Raw genomic sequence first — 16,421 nt, forward strand, 5'->3', positions numbered from 1 at the left:
AAGCCCGTTCCGGCAGGTGCCGGCGGTGCTCCAGAGGTAAGACAGGAGCGCCGCCGGGAGTTCCTCAGGCCCGGTCCAAAATGTTCAGGACAAAGGCATATTCGAGGGCTACGTCACGTAACCCCTGGTAGCGGCCACTCATGCCGCCATGCCCGGCGCCCAGTTCGGTCTTGAGCAGCAAGGGGTTGCTGTCGGTCTTGCTGGCCCGCAGCTTGGCCACCCATTTGGCGGCTTCCCAATACTGCACGCGGCTGTCGTTGTAGCCGGCGATCACCAGGATTGCCGGGTAGGCCTGGGCGCGCACGTTTTCGTAGGGCGCGTAGGCCTTGATCCGCGCATGCACCTCGGGCTCCTCGGGGTTGCCCCATTCGTCGTACTCGGTGACGGTCAGCGGCAGCTCCGGGTCGAGCATGGTGTTGAGCACGTCGACAAAAGGCACTTCGGCAATCGCCACCCGGAACAGCTCGGGACGCTGGTTGAGCACGGCGCCAATCAACAGCCCGCCGGCGCTGCCGCCGCTGATGGCCAGTTGCTGGGCGCTGGTCAGGCCCTGGGCGATCAGGTGCTCGGCGCAGGCGATAAAGTCGCTGAAGGTGTTCTGTTTGTGTTCCTGCTTGCCGGCGCGGTACCAGGCTTCGCCCAGCTCGCCGCCGCCGCGCACATGGGCGATGGCAAAGGCCACGCCACGATCCAGCAGGCTCAGGCGGGCATGGGAGAACCAGGGGTCGAGGCTTTCGCCATAGGCGCCGTAGCCGTACAGGTACAGCGGTGTCGGCTGGCCCAGGCACTCGCGCTTGAGCACCAGGCTGATGGGCACCCGGGTGCCGTCGGCGGCAGTGGCCCAGAGGCGCTGGCTGATGTAGGCATCGGGGTCGAAGGGGCCCAGCACCGGGGTTTCCTTCAACACCTGCTGTTGGCCGTCGGCCAATTGCAGCTGGCGCACCTGGGCCGGGCGATTGAGGGCCTCGTAGCGCAGGCGGATACGCTCGCTGGAAAACTCCAGGCTGTTCTGCACATGCAGGCTGTAGGCCGCGTCCGGCAGTTGCACGCGATAGGCCGGCAGGCCCTGGGGGTGCACCTCGATGATCGGCAGGCCGCCTTCGCGCAGGCTCAGGGTCATGGCCCCGGCATTGAGGGTCACGCCATCGAGCATCACCTCGGGGTTGTGCGGTACCAGCAGTTGCCAGTCGCCCTGTTGGGGAATGCTGCCGCTGTCTGGTGCCTGATACAGGGCGAAGTTGATGCCCTCGCGGTTGCTGCGGATAAACCAGGCCCACTGGCCGTCGCGCTGGCCGTGGTCGACATCGTATTCATGGCCTTCGACCCGTGGCGCCAGGCAGGTGAAGGCCTGCTGCGGCTGGTTGGCGTCCAGGGCCCAGGTTTCGCTGGTGGTCTTGCTACCCAGGGACAGCAGCAACTGGCGCTCGGAACTCGAACGGTAGCAGTGCAGGAAGAAGCGTCCGTCCGGCTCGTGGAACACTTCCTCGGCTGCGGTGCCGTCCAGGCGGTAGCGGAACAACTTGTGCGGGCGGTGGGTGTCGTCCAGCTCACCGAAGAACAGGGTCAGGCTGTCGTTGGCCCAGGTCATGCTGCCGTCGCAGTTGTCGAAGGACAGCTCGCTGAGCTTGTCATTGGCCAGTTCCTTGACGAACAGGCTGTAGATTTCCTCCCCCGTGGTGTCGAGGCTGTAGGCCAGGCGCTGGTGATCGGGGCTGATGCTGAAGGCACCGAGGGAGAAGAAGCCGCCATTGGCCAGGGCATTGGGGTCCAGCAGCAACTGTTCGCGGCTTTCGTCCACCGTCAGGCTGTCGTCCGCCGGGCGCGGGCAGCGATAGTGGCGGGCGTATTCGTCGCCGGCGGTGGTGCGGGTGTAGTAGAGGTACGGGCCCCAGGGCGAAGGCAGGGACAGGTCGGTCTCGAGGATGCGCCCCTTGATCTCCTGGAACAGGGTCTCGCGCAATGGCGCCTGGTGGGCCAGTTGGGCGTCGAGGTAGCTGTTCTCGGCTTTCAGGTAGTCGAGCACCGCATCGCTGTCGCGTTCCTGCAGCCAGGCATAGGGGTCAGCGCCTGCGGCCTTGTGGGCGAGCGGGGCGCTGGTGTCATGGGCGGGTAAGGGCATGGGTGGCTCTCGAACGATGACAAATGAGGGCTTGGCAGACGGCGGTGCAGCCTGACACGGGAAAAGTCGTTATCATAAGCGCCTCTTTGCCTGCCTTGCCATGGACACCATGACCGAGAACGACTATCTGATCGCCTGGGGCCTCTACGCCTTTGCCGCCTTGGGCTGCCTGCTGGTGTGGATGCGCCTGACCCGCTGGATGTGGCGCTGGTTGCGCGAGCCGCTGCGTGTATTGATGGCGGTGCTGCTGCTGAGCCCGACCGTTGTCGGCTCGGCCGACGAGAAGTTCGCCCCGGCCGTGGCCATTACCGCCCTGGATATCGCCTTCAAGGTGGGCAACAACGCCTGGCGCGCGGTGTCCGATCTGCTTATGTACGGCGTGATCGCCTTTGGCATCTACCTGCTGTTCGTGCTGATCCGCTGGCCGATCGAGCGCTCGGCCAAGGAGCGTCGGCAGCGCAACGAAGCGGCGCAAGCGGCAGCCAAGGCCGCCGAGCTGGAAGAGGACCAGCCCTTCGGCGGCGCCGGCAACGAGCGTTATGGCCGGCCGGCTGCGGGCGCGCCCCTGAATAAGCGGGTTGAGCCGCGCCTGTAAGGCGGCCCCGGCATTCCAGCGAGAGTCCGAGCATGTGTGAACTACTGGGCATGAGCGCCAACGTCCCCACCGATATCGTCTTCAGCTTTACCGGGCTGATGCAGCGTGGCGGCCGTACCGGGCCCCATCGCGACGGTTGGGGCATCGCGTTCTACGAAGGCCGTGGCCTGCGCCTGTTCCAGGACCCGGCGGCCAGCAGTGAGTCGGAAGTGGCCAACCTGGTGCAGCGCTACCCGATCAAGAGCGAAGTGGTGATCGGTCATATCCGCCAGGCCAACGTCGGCAAGGTGTGCCTGGCCAATACCCATCCCTTTGTCCGTGAGCTGTGGGGGCGCAACTGGTGCTTTGCCCATAACGGCCAGTTGGCGGACTTCCAGCCCCGGGCCAGTTTCTACCGGCCGGTGGGCGATACCGACAGCGAAGCGGCCTTCTGCGACCTGCTGAACCGGGTGCGCGAGACGTTTCCCGAGCCGGTGGAGATCGAGCAACTGCTGCCGATACTGATCCAGGCCTGCAGTGAATACCGCAGCAAGGGCGTGTTCAACGGCTTGCTCAGCGACGGCGACTGGCTGTTCTGCTTCTGTTCCACCAAGCTGGCGCAGATCACCCGGCGCGCACCCTTTGGCCCGGCGCGGCTCAAGGACGTGGATGTGATCGTCGACTTCCAGGCCGAAACCACGCCCAACGACGTGGTCACGGTGATTGCCACCGAACCTTTGACTGAAAACGAAACCTGGACCCGTTACCAACCGGGCCAGTGGAGCCTGTGGCGACGCGGTGAGTGCGTCAGCCAGGGCCAGACCGAATAAGGACACCCCTATGTTGCTCAGTTATTTGCGGCTGGTGCTGTTTGCCGCCGGCCTGCTGGTCGGTGTGCAGGTGCCGGGTTTCATCGGCGATTACGCCAAGCGCGTCGAGGCTCACCTGATCGAGTCGCAGAACAGCCTGCGAGGCTTCCAGGGCACCGCCGAGCAATTCTTCAAGGGTGACCTGAACGCCCTGGTGGCCCATTACCGGGCCAGCGACGACCCGGTGTTTCGCAGCGATGCCGAGAGCCTGAGCGGCCTGCTGCATCGCCAGTTGGCCCTGGACAAGCAGTACCAGGCGATGCAGGGCCCCTGGTACATCCGCCTGTTGCAGGTGCTGCTGGCGCCGGACCCGGACATCCGCAAGGAAACCTGGGACGGCTACAGCTACCAGATCCTGCTGACCCCGGAAGCGATGATCTGGGGCATGAGTGGCGCCATGCTGCTGTCTTTCGGCCTGGAGTGCCTGTACCGACTGATCGACTGGGTGGTGCTGGGCGGTCGTCGCCTGCGCCAGAGCCGGCCGATCGAAGAGCGCGACCTCAAGGGCCTGTGAACCTGACCACGGCGCCGGTATCCGCGTAGGAGCCGGCTTGCCGGCGAAGAGGCCCGCAACACCTGCATCGGGCTCGAGGACGCCTTCGCTGGCAAGCGGAACGCCGCCCGGCCAGCTCCTACGAGTGGTGTCGGCGGGGGGCGTCTACTAGGGCTCGATCAGCACTATGTGCTGCTTGCCGACCTTCTGCGCATAGCGCTGCACCACGCGCTGGCACAGCGCGACAATGTCCTCCACCAGCTCCACGCCCACCCGCCATGACACCACCACCTGCAGGTTCGGCGGGCGCTGGTCGATGGCCAGCAGGCTCAGCTCGCCCCGCTCCAGTTCCTCGCGCACCAGCACCGGCGGCAGCGCGCCAATGCCGAAACCGTCCCGCAGCAGGCGGGTGATGGCCGACACCGAGTTGACGCAATTGAGCCGTGGCGCCAGCACCCCGTTGGCTTGCATCAGGCTCAGCACCTGCTGGTGGGGCAGGGAGTTCTTCGAATAGGTGACGATGCGCTCCCGGGCCAGCTCGGCGACATTGGCGTAGTCGCGGTTGTAGATCGAATGGCTGGCGGCGATCCAGGCCACCGGATAGCTGGCCAGTTCCAGGCTGCGAATGCTTTCCTGGCGCAGCAGGTCGGTTTGCAGCACCAGGTCGAGAAAGCCTTTTTGCAACTGCTCGCACAGGTTCAGCGAGGTGTCGGCCACCAGCTCGATTTCCACTTGCGGGTAGTGATCCATCATCTGCGCCACCAGTGGGCTGAGCCAGGTGTGGATCACAGTGTCCATGACCCCGATGCGCAGCCGCCCGACCTTGCTTGACGGCGTCTCGATGGATTGCTTGAGCAGTTGCAGGGTGTCGAGCATCTGTTCGGCGTGCTCCAGCACCTTGAGCCCTTCCGGGGTCAGGCTCACGCCCCGGGAGTCACGCAGGAACAGCTTCACCCCCAACTCGCCCTCGAGCACTGCGATGCGGCTGGAGATGGCCGCCTGGGTGGTGAACAGCTTGTCGGCGGTCAGGCTGAAGCTCTTCAGTCGCGCGACCCAGACGAAGGTTTCGAGGAACTTGAGGTTCATGGGATCAACTTTTCTTATGCCTTGGGGCGGTTTTTATTAGTTGGACGCAGATGGCGCACGGATCGAAGAATGCGCCAACCCACGATAGGCATCGTCGGGGCCAAGAACAAGACCAACAACTACCCCTGGAGATCGCCATGAGTGCGCCCGAAACACAGGCCGCCAAGGCCCCGAGCCGTCCCGGTCCGTTTGCCTGGTACCGGGATATCAATCAGCAGGAGCGCCGTACGTTCTGGAGCTGCAAGATCGGCTACGGCCTGGATGGCATGGACACCCAGATGCTCAGCTTCGTGATCCCGACCCTGATCGCGCTGTGGGGCATCACCTCCGCCGAGGCTGGGCTGATCCACACCAGCACCTTGCTGGCCTCGGCCCTGGGCGGCTGGATTGCCGGCATTCTGTCCGACCGCATCGGCCGGGTGCGCACCCTGCAACTCACGGTGCTGTGGTTCGCCTTCTTCACCTTCCTCTGTGGCCTGGCGCAGAACTATGAGCAGCTGTTCATTGCCCGCACCCTGATGGGTTTCGGTTTCGGCGGCGAGTGGACCGCCGGCGCGGTGCTGATCGGCGAGGTGATCAGCGCCAAGAACCGCGGCAAGGCGGTGGGCATGGTGCAGTCCGGCTGGGCCCTGGGCTGGGGCCTGACGGCGCTGCTGTATGCGCTGCTGTTCTCCCTGCTGCCGCCGGAAGACGCCTGGCGCGGGCTGTTCATGCTGGGCATCCTGCCGGCGATTTTCGTGATCTTCGTCCGCCGCCTGGTCAAGGACCCCGAGGTGTACCGGGAAACCCGCGCCCGCGAAGTGCCGAGCAACCCGGCGCGCTTCTACGAGATTTTCGCCCCGGGCATCCTCAGCACCACCCTGCGTGCCTCGCTGCTGGCGGCGGGGGCCCAGGGCGGCTACTACGCCATCACCTTCTGGTTGCCGACCTTTCTCAAGACCGAGCGCGGCCTGAGCGTGCTCAGCACCGGCGGCTACCTGGCCATGGTGATCGTCGGTTCCTACGTGGGTTACGTGGTCAGCGCCTTCCTCACGGATATTCTCGGGCGCAAGAAGAACTTCGTGCTGTTCGCCGCCGGTTCTTTCACCATAGTGCTGCTCTATACCCAGATGCCGGTGAGCAATGCGGTGATGCTCTGGCTGGGCTTTCCCCTGGGGTTCTTCGCCTCGGGAATCTTCAGTGGCATGGGCGCCTTTCTCACCGAGCTGTTCCCCACCCGCATCCGCGGTTCCGGCCAGGGCTTTTGCTACAACAGCGGCCGCGCCCTGGCAGCGCTGTTTCCGCTGCTGATCGGCCTGCTCAGCCAGCATGTGCCCCTGAGCCTGGCCATCGGCAGCTTTGCTGCGGTGTCCTACGGGGTGGTGGTGCTGGCGGCCCTGAGCCTGCCGGAAACCCGCGGCAAGGAACTCGAAGCGCGCTAGCTGATAATCTGCGGGGCATTGCCGGCACTGCCTCGCAGCCGACCTTACAAGAACCACAGGAGCACCGACCATGAGCCGCCTGTTATTGAACTGCGACATCGGCGAAAGCTTCGGCAACTGGACCCTGGGCCTGGATGCCGAAGTCATGCCCTTTATCGACTGCGCCAACATCGCCTGCGGCTTTCATGCCGGCGACCCGGGCATCATGCGCAAGACCGTGGCCCTGGCCCTGGCCAACGGCGTGCGCATCGGCGCGCACCCGGCCTATCAGGACCTGGCGGGGTTCGGCCGCCGCTCCATGAGCTATTCGACCAAGGAGATCCAGGACCTGCTGCACTACCAGGTCGGCGCGCTGGATGGCATCTGCCGGGTCCAGGGCGCGCGGGTCAGCTACATCAAGCCCCACGGCGCGCTGTACAACGACATGATGGCCAAGCCAGCCCAGCTGCGGGCGGTGATCCAGGCGGTGGCGGCCTACGACCCAGCGCTGCCGCTGATGCTCATGGCCACCCGCGACAACAGCGCGGCCCAGGCCCTGGGCGACGAGTACGGGGTGACCCTGTGGTTCGAGGCCTTCGCCGACCGCGCCTACGACAACGCCGGGCACCTGGTATCGCGGCAGTTGCCGGGGGCGGTGCATCACGAGCCCGAGATCATCATCGCCCAGGCCCTGACCATCGCCCGCGGCGAGCCCCTGACCGCCAGTGACGGCAGTGCCTTGCTGCTGCACGCCAACACCCTGTGCGTGCATGGCGACAACGCCAGCTCGGTGGCGGCGGTGCAGCGCATTCGTGAAGCCCTGAACCAGCAGTCCGCTTCATGAAGCATCAGGTGGAAGTGGTGGCCATCGACTGCCTGATGGTGCGCCTGTTCGAGGTGATCGCCGAAGAGCACATGCCCTGGATGCTGGCCGCCGCCGAGGGCGTGCGCCGGGCCTTTGGCGAGCAGTTGATCGATCTGGTGCCGTCCTACACCACCCTGATGGTGCATTACGATTTGCAAGCGCTGAGCCCGGGCCAGGCCCGGGAACGCATCGCCGAGGCGCTGAGAAATCTGGCACCGGCTAGCGCCCAGGCCGGTCGCGAGCACGTATTGCCGGTGTGGTACGACCCCAGCGTTGGCCCCGAACTGGCCTTGCTGGCGCGGCGTAGCGGGTGGTCGGTGGCCGAGGTGATCCAGCGTCACAGCCAGCGCGAATACCAGGTGTTCGCCCTGGGCTTTGCCCCCGGTTTCGCCTTTATGGGGCTGGTGGAAGAGCGCCTGGCCGCACCTCGCCTGGACACCCCGCGCAAGCGCGTGGCGGCGGGCAGCGTGGGCATCGCCGAACGCCAGACCGCGGCTTACCCGGTGCAATCGCCGGGTGGCTGGAACCTGATCGGGCGTACCCCCAGCCGGTTGTTCGATCGCCAGCGCGATGGCTACAGCCTGATGCAACCGGGGGATCGAGTGCGTTTCGCCCCAGTGGAGCATGCCGAGTTCATTCGCCTGGGCGGTGATGACACGCCGCTGGAGGTGTCGCCATGAGCCGTTTGCTGATCGAGGCCAGCACGCCTTTATGCCTGCTGCAGGACGCCGGGCGCTTCGGCGTGCGCCACCTGGGCGTGACCCAGGGCGGGGCCCTGGATTGGGTGTCGATGTCCTGGGCCAACTGGCTGCTGGGCAATGCCCTGGACGCGCCGGTGGTGGAAATCACCCTGGGCGGCCTGACCCTGGTGGCCGAGGACTATTGCCTGCTGGCCCTGGCCGGTGCCGACCTGGGGGCTTATGTGGATGAGCGAGCCTTGAACCCGGGGCGCAGTTTCGTCCTGCAAAAGGGCCAGCGCCTGCGCTTTACCCAGCCGTTCTGCGGCGCTCGGGCCTATCTGGCGGCGCCCGGTGGTTTCGACGCGCCCAAGGTGCTGGGCAGTTGCGCCACGGTGCCGCGCGAGTCCCTGGGCGGGCCCGATGGTTATGGCCGGGCCCTGAATGAAGGCGGGGTGCTGGGGTACTCGGGAAGTGGCGGCGCGCTCAAGAGCCTGGCGCCCGGGCAGTTGACGGATTTGCAATCCGCTGCACCGCTGGAGGTGATCCTGGGGGCGCAGATCGGCCAGTTCAGCGGCCTGAGCCTGTTCGATGCCTTCAACAGCAGTTGGACCCTGGACAGCCGCGCCGATCGCATGGGCGCACGCTTGCTCGGGCCGGCCTTGCAGTATCAGGGGCGGTCGATGATTTCCGAGGGCATTCCCCTGGGGGCGATCCAGGTGCCGCCCGACGGCCAGCCGATCGTCCTGCTCAATGACCGGCAGACCATTGGCGGTTATCCGCGATTGGGGGCCTTGACGCCTTTGTCCCTGGCGCGGCTGGCGCAGTGCCTGCCGGGCACCGAGGTGCGCCTGGCACCGGTGGTGCAGGAAACGGCCCATCGGCAGCAGGTGGCGTTCTTGCGCAGGTTCGGGTGAGGTGAAGGGCTTCGCCGGCCAGCCGGCTCCTACGTTAGGAGCCAGCTGGCTGGCGGACAGTGTTACTTGGACAGGAAGCGCATGCCTTCTTCCAGGCCGCGCAGGGTCAGGGGGTACATCTGGTCCTCGATCAGCTCGCGGACGATGTTGGTGGAAGCGGTGTAGCCCCAGGTGTCCTTGGGGTAGGGGTTGATCCAGATGAGCTTCTTGTACTTCTCCATGAAGCGCTGCATCCACACATAGCCGGCTTCCTCGTTCCAGTGCTCGACGCTGCCGCCGGCCTGGGTGATTTCATAGGGCGCCATGGCCGCGTCGCCGACGAAGATCACCTTGTAGTCGGCGCCGTACTTGTGCAGCAGGTCCTGGGTCGAAGTGCGCTCCGAGGTGCGGCGCAAATTGTTCTTCCACACCGATTCATAGACGAAGTTGTGGAAGTAGTAGTACTCCAGGTGCTTGAACTCGGTCTTGCAGGCCGAGAACAGCTCTTCGCAGATCTTCACGTGGGCATCCATGGAACCGCCGATATCGAACAGCAACAGCAGCTTGACGCTGTTGCGCCGTTCCGGGCGCATCTGGATGTTCAGCAGCCCGGCATCGCGGGCGGTGTGGTCGATGGTGCCATCGATATCCAGCTCTTCCGCCGCGCCCTGGCGGGCGAACTTGCGCAGCCGGCGCAGGGCCACCTTGATATTGCGGGTGCCCAGCTCCACCGAGTCGTCGAGGTTCTTGTACTCGCGCTGGTCCCAGACTTTCACCGCCTTGCCCTGGCGCTTGCCGGCATCGCCGACGCGGATGCCTTCCGGGTTGAAACCGCCGGAGCCGAAGGGGCTGGTGCCGCCGGTGCCGATCCACTTGTTGCCGCCGGCATGGCGTTCCTTCTGTTCCTCCAGGCGTTTCTTGAACTCCTCGATCAGTTTGTCGAGGCCGCCCAGGGATTGGATCTGCGCCCGCTCTTCATCGCTGAGGGAGCGCTCGAACTCCTTGCGCAGCCAATCCTCGGGGATCAGCGCCTGCAAGTGATCGTCGAGTTTTTCCAGGCCATTGAAGTAGGCGCCGAAGGCCCGGTCGAACTTGTCGAAATGGCGCTCGTCCTTCACCAGGATCGCCCGGGCGAGGTAGTAGAACTCGTCCATATCGGCGAAGGTCACGCGCTGCTTGAGCGCGTTGATCAGGTCCAGCAGCTCGCGCACCGAGACCGGCACCTTGGCTGCGCGCATTTCATTGAACAGGTTGAGCAACATGGCATCAGCCTCTTAACGACTGCCGCGACGGCTCATGAAAGCCAGGCGTTCTAGCAACTGCACATCCTGCTCGTTCTTCACCAGGGCGCCAGCCAGGGGCGGGATGGCCTTGGTCGGATCGCGCTCGCGCAGCACCGCCTCGCCGATGTTGTCGGCCATCAGCAACTTGAGCCAGTCCACCAGTTCCGAGGTCGAGGGTTTCTTCTTCAGGCCCGGTACCTTGCGCACATCGAAGAACACATCCAGGGCTTCGCTGACCAGGTCCTTCTTGATGTCCGGGTAGTGCACGTCGACGATCTTCTGCAGGGTGCTGCGGTCGGGGAAGGCGATGTAGTGGAAGAAGCAGCGGCGCAGGAAAGCGTCCGGCAGCTCCTTTTCGTTGTTGGAGGTAATGATGATGATCGGCCGCTGCTTGGCCTTGATGGTCTCGTCGATCTCGTAGACGTAGAACTCCATCTTGTCGAGTTCCTGCAGCAGGTCGTTGGGGAACTCGATATCGGCCTTGTCGATCTCGTCGATCAGCAGGATCACCCGCTCCTCGGACTCGAAGGCTTCCCAGAGCTTGCCCTTCTTCAGGTAGTTGCGGATGTCGTGGACCTTGTCCACCCCCAGCTGCGAGTCGCGCAGGCGGCTTACCGCGTCGTACTCGTAGAGGCCCTGGTGGGCCTTGGTGGTGGACTTGATGTGCCAGGTGATCAGCTTGGCGCCGAAGGATTCGGCCAGTTGCTCGGCGAGCATGGTCTTGCCGGTGCCGGGTTCGCCCTTGACCAGCAGCGGCCGCTCCAGGGTGATGGCGGCGTTGACCGCCAGCTTCAGGTCATCGGTGGCGACATACGCGCTGGTGCCTTCGAACTTCATCTGCAATTCCTCGAACGGTGACGGCGAGCTGCCCGGGGCAGGTCGATTGAATGGGGGCGATGGCGCGACTATAACGCGGCGCTCGGTCGACTGTGAACGTGGACGGTCCATTCAGTCTCTGAATGGAGCGTCACGCGGTGACTTGGTCAGCTTGCTGCGCCGCCGGGAAGCGGCCGTTCGTGGCGGGGCCGCGGCGACTGGACGCTCAAGGGCGCCAGGCATAACCTTGAGCACTTTCTCTCTGCTGCATAAGGACCCAGCCATGAGCCGGATTTTTGCTGACAATGCCCATTCCATCGGCAATACGCCCTTGGTGCAGATCAACCGCATCGCCCCGCGTGGGGTGACCATCCTGGCCAAGATCGAGGGGCGCAACCCGGGTTATTCGGTCAAATGCCGGATTGGCGCCAACATGATCTGGGACGCCGAAAGCAGCGGCCGGCTCAAGCCGGGCATGACCATTGTCGAACCGACCTCGGGCAACACCGGGATCGGCCTGGCCTTTGTTGCCGCCGCCCGTGGCTACAAGCTGATGCTGACCATGCCGGCGTCCATGAGCATCGAGCGGCGCAAGGTGCTCAAGGCCCTGGGCGCCGAGCTGGTGCTCACCGAGCCGGCCAAGGGCATGAAGGGCGCGATTGACAAGGCCGCGGAAATTCTTGCCAGCGATCCGTCCACCTACTTTATGCCGCAGCAGTTCGACAACCCGGCCAACCCGGCGATCCATGAGAAGACCACCGGTCCGGAAATCTGGAACGACACCGACGGCGCGGTGGATGTGCTGGTGGCCGGGGTCGGCACCGGCGGCACCATCAGCGGTGTGTCGCGCTACATCAAGAAGACCCAGGGCAAGCCGATTCTCTCGGTGGCGGTGGAGCCGATCAGCTCGCCGGTGATCACCCAGAAACTCGCCGGCGAGGAAATCAAGCCCAGCCCGCATAAGATCCAGGGCATCGGCGCCGGTTTCGTGCCGAAGAACCTCGACCTGGAGATGGTCGACCGGGTGGAGCTGGTCAGCGACGAGGAGTCCAAGGCCATGGCCCTGCGCCTGATGCAGGAGGAGGGCATCCTCTGCGGCATCTCCTGCGGCGCGGCGATGGCGGTGGCGGTGCGCCTGGCCGAAACCCCGGAAATGCAGGGCAAGACCATCGTGGTGATCCTTCCCGACTCGGGCGAGCGCTACCTGTCGAGCATGCTGTTCAGCGACCTGTTCACCGAACAGGAAAACCAGCAGTAAAGCGGCGCAGGCATTCGCCGGCGGCCACCCGGCTGCCGGCGAATGCTGACCCACATCAGTCTCGCCCCTTGCGCCTTATGCTACTTAACGCCTTTGTTGCGCGACCGTTAACACTGAATGTTCAGTCGTGCGGGTTTTTCCAGGGCCCTGGAGTGTTTATCATTGCCGGCTGCCAGGTCGGGTGAACATTCCCACAGGCCGTTTGAAGACCCAGTGGTTTTCATGCGACCTGTACAGGCGCCTATTTCCAAGGAGTTGTTGCATGAGCTTTTCCTTTGCCGCCAAGTTCGCGGTGTTGTCGCTGTTTGTCGGCAGCATTCTTTACGTGCATCTGCGCGGCAAGGCGCGGTTGCCGGTTCTGCGCCAGTTCGTCAACCATTCGGCGTTCTTCGCCCCCTACAACACCTTGATGTACCTGTTTTCCGGGGTGCCTTCCAAACCCTACCTGGACCGCAGCAAGTTTCCCGAACTGGACGTGCTGCGCGACAACTGGGAAGTGATCCGCGAAGAGGCCATGCACCTGTTCGACGAGGGCTATATCCGCGCCGCGGAAAAGAACAACGACGCCGGTTTCGGCTCCTTCTTCAAGAAGGGCTGGAAGCGCTTCTACCTCAAGTGGTACGACAGGCCCCTGCCTTCGGCCGAAGCCCTGTGCCCCAAGACCGTGGAACTGGTCAGCGCCATTCCCAACGTCAAGGGCGCGATGTTCGCCCTGTTGCCCGGTGGCAGCCACCTGAACCCGCACCGTGATCCCTTCGCCGGTTCCCTGCGTTATCACCTGGGCCTGTCGACGCCCAACTCCGACGCTTGCCGGATTTTCGTCGATGGCGAGGAATACGCCTGGCGCGACGGCCAGGACGTGATGTTCGACGAGACCTACGTGCACTGGGTGAAGAACGAAACCGATATCACCCGGGTGATCCTGTTCTGCGACATCGAGCGGCCGCTGAGCAGCCCGCTGATGACCCGTATCAACCGTTGGGTCAGCAGACAGCTGGGCCGCGCTACCGCGCCGCAGAACCTCGATGACGAGCGCGTCGGCGGCATCAACCAGGCCTACGCCTGGAGCAAGCGCTTCAGCGACAGCTTCAGCGGCGTGGTCAAGCAGTGGAAGCGGCGCAACCCCAAGCTGTACCGCATTCTGCGTCCAGTGCTGGCGGTGGTAGTGCTGGCGCTGCTGTGGAAATGGCTTTTCTGATAAATCTTGCAATGAATCTCGGGCGCTGGTTATAGTCGGCGCCCGATCAGTCAATCGACTCATCCCTTCCTTCGAGAACCATCGGCACATGGCCAATTCCCTCATCAACGCGGTAGTGGTTTCAGCGGTCAACGCTGGCGTCGTGCCGTGCGGGAATCAGCAGCCTGTGCAGATCGGTCAGTACCCCCCACCTGTCAGTAGCACGCCGGTGTACGCAGTCGTATCACCGCCGGGCGTTGGCTTCTCGGGCTGATCAGCAACCTTGCTGTTGCCTGCGCCCGCCTGAAACAAACACTACTGAATTTCAGCTTCGGCTGAATTGGCTTCTTGCCTGATTACAGGTGGTTTTCATGTTGCTCATTTCTAAAAAGTCCGCGCTTGCGGCGGCTTCCACGAGCCTGTTCGTCCTGCTCTGGAGCAGTGGCGCGATCTTCTCCAAATGGGGCCTGGCCCATGCCTCGCCCTTTGCCTTCCTGCTGTTGCGGTTCGTTATCGCCCTGGCCGGCCTGATGCTGCTGGTGCCCCTGCTCAAACTGCGGCTGCCGAGGGGCCGCCGGGCCATGGGCGTTGCCGTGGCCACCGGGCTGGTGCTGTTGGGGGCCTATCAGATCTTCTACATCCTAGCCCTGGACCTGAAGGTCACTCCCGGAGTCATGGCCACCATCATGGGGGTGCAGCCGATCCTCACCGTGGTAATGATGGAGCGCCAGCGTTCCTGGAGCCGGCTGTTCGGCCTGGGCCTGGGGCTGGCCGGCCTGATCATGGTGGTCTACCAGGGCATCGGCCTGGCGGGGATCTCCGTTTCCGGCATGCTCTGCGGCCTGCTGGCACTGCTGTGCATGACCGCTGGCTCGATCATGCAGAAGCGCATCACCGACAACCCCCTGGGCACCTTGCCGGTGCAGTACCTGGCAGGTTTGCTGCTGTGCGCACTGTTCGTGCCGTTCCAGCCGTTTCACTTCGAACACAGCCTGGGCTTGCTGATTCCCGTGCTGTGGATGGGCCTGGTGGTGTCGGTACTGGCCACGCTGCTGCTGTACCGACTGATCGCCCAGGGCAACCTGGTGAATGTCACCAGCCTGTTCTACCTGGTGCCGGCGGTGACCGCGCTGATGGACTACGCCTTCTTCGGCAATCGCCTGGCGCTGCTGAGCCTGATCGGCATGGGCCTGATCATTGTCGGGCTGGTGTTCGTCTTCCGTAAAAGCGCCTAAGCGCTGCACCTGAGCACAGCGGCCGGGTGCAATGCCCGGCCGCTGTCCTTTCTCCATTGATTGCATGAATGATCGACTATAGCCTTGGATGGTGGCTATATGACATCAGTGTCGCCAAGGTCTCTAGGCCGAGGAAAGCAGGGCGCTTATCGCCCTTGGGCAAAAGTGCAGCAGGCTGTTTGAACGAACCCTCGAGGTTCAATAAATAACCAGATGATTGGACTTTTTTCAGGGTATTCCCAAATGGTCCATCAGCTAAACCCTAAAAGTTAAAGCCGGTACCTAGACTGACGACACAGTCCTTACACAAAGGAGAGTCAGCATGAACGTCAAGTTCGCCGTCACCGCGTTTGGCTTGTTGTTAGGACTATCAAGCAGCTGCTTCGCCGCAGCCCCCGTTGCCCAGGGCGTCATCCGTTTTACCGGCAGCATCGTCGAAACCAATTGCGCCTCCAGCGCTGCTAGCAGCGGCTTGAAACTGCGCCAGTGCCCCCAAGGTTCCCGGGGCGGCAGCATCGATGTGCAGCGCGTCGACCCCATGGCCAGAAGTGGCCTGGCGTCTTCCCGGGTCAAGGTCAAGCTGCTGGCCGACAGCGGTACCCAGGGCCGCTATTACGATCAGCGTTATGCCTTTGTCGACCAGGCCGGCAAGCCGCTGGTTTCCGGGACTTACCTGATTACCTTGAGCGTTCCCTGAAACCGCAAGCGGGATTCAGCTCAGGCCGGTTTCGCTGCCGGCCGCAGCACCAGCCACAGCGCGGCGGCAATCAGCGCGCCGCCGTAGAGGTGGGCCATGGACAGTGGTTCGCCCAGCAGCAAGGCCCCCCAGAGCACGCCGAACGGCGGAATCATGAAGGTCACGGTCATCGAGCGCACCGGGCCTATGGCGCTCAGCAGGCGGAAATACAGCACGTAGGCGAACGCCGTGCAGCCTAGGCCCAGACCCAGCAGCGATAGCCAAACGTTCCAGCCGCCCCAGTTGGCTGGTGGATGCTGGATGGCCTGGTAGGCGAACAGCGGCAACAGCAACAGGGTGGCGCCGAGCATGCTGCCCAGGGCCGAGAGGCGGCTGTCCAGGCCGCCGGCCTGGTCCAGCCAGCGCCGGGCGAGGAACCCGGCAAAGCCGTAGCAGGTGGTGGCCAGCAAGCAGGAGAGGGCGCCCAGCAGCAGGTCGTGGTCGAAGGCCACGGGGCCGGCGCGGGTCAGGATGCCCACGCCGAACAGCCCCAGGCAGACCCCGGCCAACTTGCTCGGGCTCAAGCGTTCGTGGAAAAACAGGCCGCCGATCAGTACCCCCATCAACGGCGTGGTGGCGTTGAAGATCGCCGAGTAGCCCGCTGGCAACACCAGAGCCGCCACCGAATACAGGGTGGCGGGCAAGCCGGAGTTGATCACCCCCAGCAGCAGTACGGTCTTGAGCTTGCCGCGAAAGTCCCAGTCGATGCGCATCAGTGCCAGCAGCACCAGCAGGCCCGCAGCGGCGATCGACACGCGGAAAAACGCCGTGGGCACACTGCCCAGCACCGGGGCGATGATGCGCATGAACAGAAAGCTCGCGCCCCAGATGGCGGCCAGCGACAGCAGGCGCAGGAGATCGACAGGTCTCACGGCAAATTCCTTTCTTGAAGGGCGGGAATCTTGCCGAGAGCCTCAGTGCCTGGCAAACCTTATCG

At 64.1% G+C, this 16,421-nt stretch carries 16 protein-coding genes; 11 read left to right on the forward strand and 5 right to left on the reverse strand.

The features are described from left to right. Nucleotides 1–64: 64 nt before the first annotated feature. Complete coding sequence (locus J4P02_RS08050) at nucleotides 65–2,119, reverse strand: S9 family peptidase (protein ID WP_426189051.1); 2,055 nt, start codon at nucleotides 2,117–2,119, stop codon at nucleotides 65–67. Nucleotides 2,120–2,219: 100 nt separating this feature from the next. On the opposite strand from J4P02_RS08050, the gene J4P02_RS08055 reads away from it, so the two are divergent. From J4P02_RS08055 to J4P02_RS08065, 3 genes are read left to right on the forward strand one after another with little or no spacing between them, the layout of a single operon-like run. Continuing rightward, nucleotides 2,220–2,714, forward strand: coding sequence for an MFS transporter (locus J4P02_RS08055; RefSeq protein WP_426189052.1), 495 nt, complete (start codon nucleotides 2,220–2,222; stop codon nucleotides 2,712–2,714). A gap of 32 nt (nucleotides 2,715–2,746) precedes the next feature. After that, nucleotides 2,747–3,523 (forward strand): class II glutamine amidotransferase, encoded by a 777-nt coding sequence (locus J4P02_RS08060; RefSeq protein ID WP_426189053.1) that lies wholly within the window; start codon nucleotides 2,747–2,749, stop codon nucleotides 3,521–3,523. Nucleotides 3,524–3,533: 10 nt separating this feature from the next. Then, entirely contained in the window at nucleotides 3,534–4,076 is a 543-nt protein-coding gene (locus J4P02_RS08065; RefSeq protein ID WP_426189054.1) for a DUF2937 family protein, read from the forward strand. 147 nt (nucleotides 4,077–4,223) lie between these two features. On the opposite strand, the gene J4P02_RS08070 is transcribed toward J4P02_RS08065, so the two are convergent. Beyond that, complete coding sequence (locus J4P02_RS08070; protein ID WP_426189055.1) at nucleotides 4,224–5,141, reverse strand: LysR family transcriptional regulator; 918 nt, start codon at nucleotides 5,139–5,141, stop codon at nucleotides 4,224–4,226. Between the two features lie 137 nt (nucleotides 5,142–5,278). On the opposite strand from J4P02_RS08070, the gene J4P02_RS08075 reads away from it, so the two are divergent. The 4 genes from J4P02_RS08075 to J4P02_RS08090 all read left to right on the forward strand — a co-directional run bounded on the left by J4P02_RS08075 (nucleotide 5,279) and on the right by J4P02_RS08090 (nucleotide 9,000). Continuing rightward, nucleotides 5,279–6,562, forward strand: coding sequence for an MFS transporter (locus J4P02_RS08075; RefSeq protein WP_426189056.1), 1,284 nt, complete (start codon nucleotides 5,279–5,281; stop codon nucleotides 6,560–6,562). Nucleotides 6,563–6,632: 70 nt separating this feature from the next. Beyond that, nucleotides 6,633–7,385 carry a 5-oxoprolinase subunit PxpA gene (locus tag J4P02_RS08080; protein WP_426189057.1) on the forward strand — a complete coding sequence of 251 codons (753 nt, stop codon included), beginning with the start codon at nucleotides 6,633–6,635 and terminating at the stop codon, nucleotides 7,383–7,385. Beyond that, nucleotides 7,382–8,086: a 5-oxoprolinase subunit PxpB gene (gene pxpB / locus J4P02_RS08085; RefSeq protein ID WP_426189058.1), complete on the forward strand. Its 705-nt coding sequence runs from the start codon at nucleotides 7,382–7,384 to the stop codon at nucleotides 8,084–8,086. Before J4P02_RS08080 ends, pxpB begins: the two co-directional genes overlap by 4 nt. Next, the gene (locus J4P02_RS08090) at nucleotides 8,083–9,000 is read left to right on the forward strand and encodes a biotin-dependent carboxyltransferase family protein (RefSeq protein WP_426189059.1); all 918 of its coding nucleotides are present in this window, start codon (nucleotides 8,083–8,085) and stop codon (nucleotides 8,998–9,000) included. The genes pxpB and J4P02_RS08090 overlap by 4 nt, the downstream gene beginning before the upstream one ends. Before the next feature lie 62 nt (nucleotides 9,001–9,062). On the opposite strand, the gene J4P02_RS08095 is transcribed toward J4P02_RS08090, so the two are convergent. Both J4P02_RS08095 and J4P02_RS08100 read right to left on the reverse strand, forming a co-directional pair. Further along, nucleotides 9,063–10,241, reverse strand: a complete 1,179-nt coding sequence (locus J4P02_RS08095) for a vWA domain-containing protein (RefSeq protein WP_426189060.1) — start codon at nucleotides 10,239–10,241, stop codon at nucleotides 9,063–9,065. A gap of 12 nt (nucleotides 10,242–10,253) precedes the next feature. Beyond that, on the reverse strand, nucleotides 10,254–11,099 hold the full coding sequence (locus J4P02_RS08100; protein ID WP_016966758.1) for an AAA family ATPase: 846 nt from the start codon (nucleotides 11,097–11,099) through the stop codon (nucleotides 10,254–10,256). A 262-nt stretch (nucleotides 11,100–11,361) separates the two neighbouring features. Between J4P02_RS08100 and cysK the strand changes: the two genes are divergently transcribed. The 4 genes from cysK to J4P02_RS08120 all read left to right on the forward strand — a co-directional run bounded on the left by cysK (nucleotide 11,362) and on the right by J4P02_RS08120 (nucleotide 15,445). Next, nucleotides 11,362–12,336, forward strand: a complete 975-nt coding sequence (cysK, locus tag J4P02_RS08105; RefSeq protein WP_426189061.1) for a cysteine synthase A — start codon at nucleotides 11,362–11,364, stop codon at nucleotides 12,334–12,336. 262 nt (nucleotides 12,337–12,598) lie between these two features. Next, the gene (locus J4P02_RS08110; protein ID WP_426189062.1) at nucleotides 12,599–13,534 is read left to right on the forward strand and encodes an aspartyl/asparaginyl beta-hydroxylase domain-containing protein; all 936 of its coding nucleotides are present in this window, start codon (nucleotides 12,599–12,601) and stop codon (nucleotides 13,532–13,534) included. A gap of 350 nt (nucleotides 13,535–13,884) precedes the next feature. Further along, on the forward strand, nucleotides 13,885–14,748 hold the full coding sequence (locus J4P02_RS08115) for a DMT family transporter (RefSeq protein WP_426189063.1): 864 nt from the start codon (nucleotides 13,885–13,887) through the stop codon (nucleotides 14,746–14,748). Nucleotides 14,749–15,070: 322 nt separating this feature from the next. After that, nucleotides 15,071–15,445: a type 1 fimbrial protein gene (locus tag J4P02_RS08120; protein WP_426189064.1), complete on the forward strand. Its 375-nt coding sequence runs from the start codon at nucleotides 15,071–15,073 to the stop codon at nucleotides 15,443–15,445. A gap of 20 nt (nucleotides 15,446–15,465) precedes the next feature. Here J4P02_RS08120 and J4P02_RS08125 read toward each other — a convergent pair whose 3' ends face one another. Continuing rightward, entirely contained in the window at nucleotides 15,466–16,356 is an 891-nt protein-coding gene (locus J4P02_RS08125; RefSeq protein ID WP_426189065.1) for a DMT family transporter, read from the reverse strand. Between the last annotated feature and the right edge of the window lie 65 nt (nucleotides 16,357–16,421).

Origin of the sequence: Pseudomonas sp. NFXW11 (assembly GCF_049887815.1) — a bacterium.
GTDB lineage: Bacteria > Pseudomonadota > Gammaproteobacteria > Pseudomonadales > Pseudomonadaceae > Aquipseudomonas.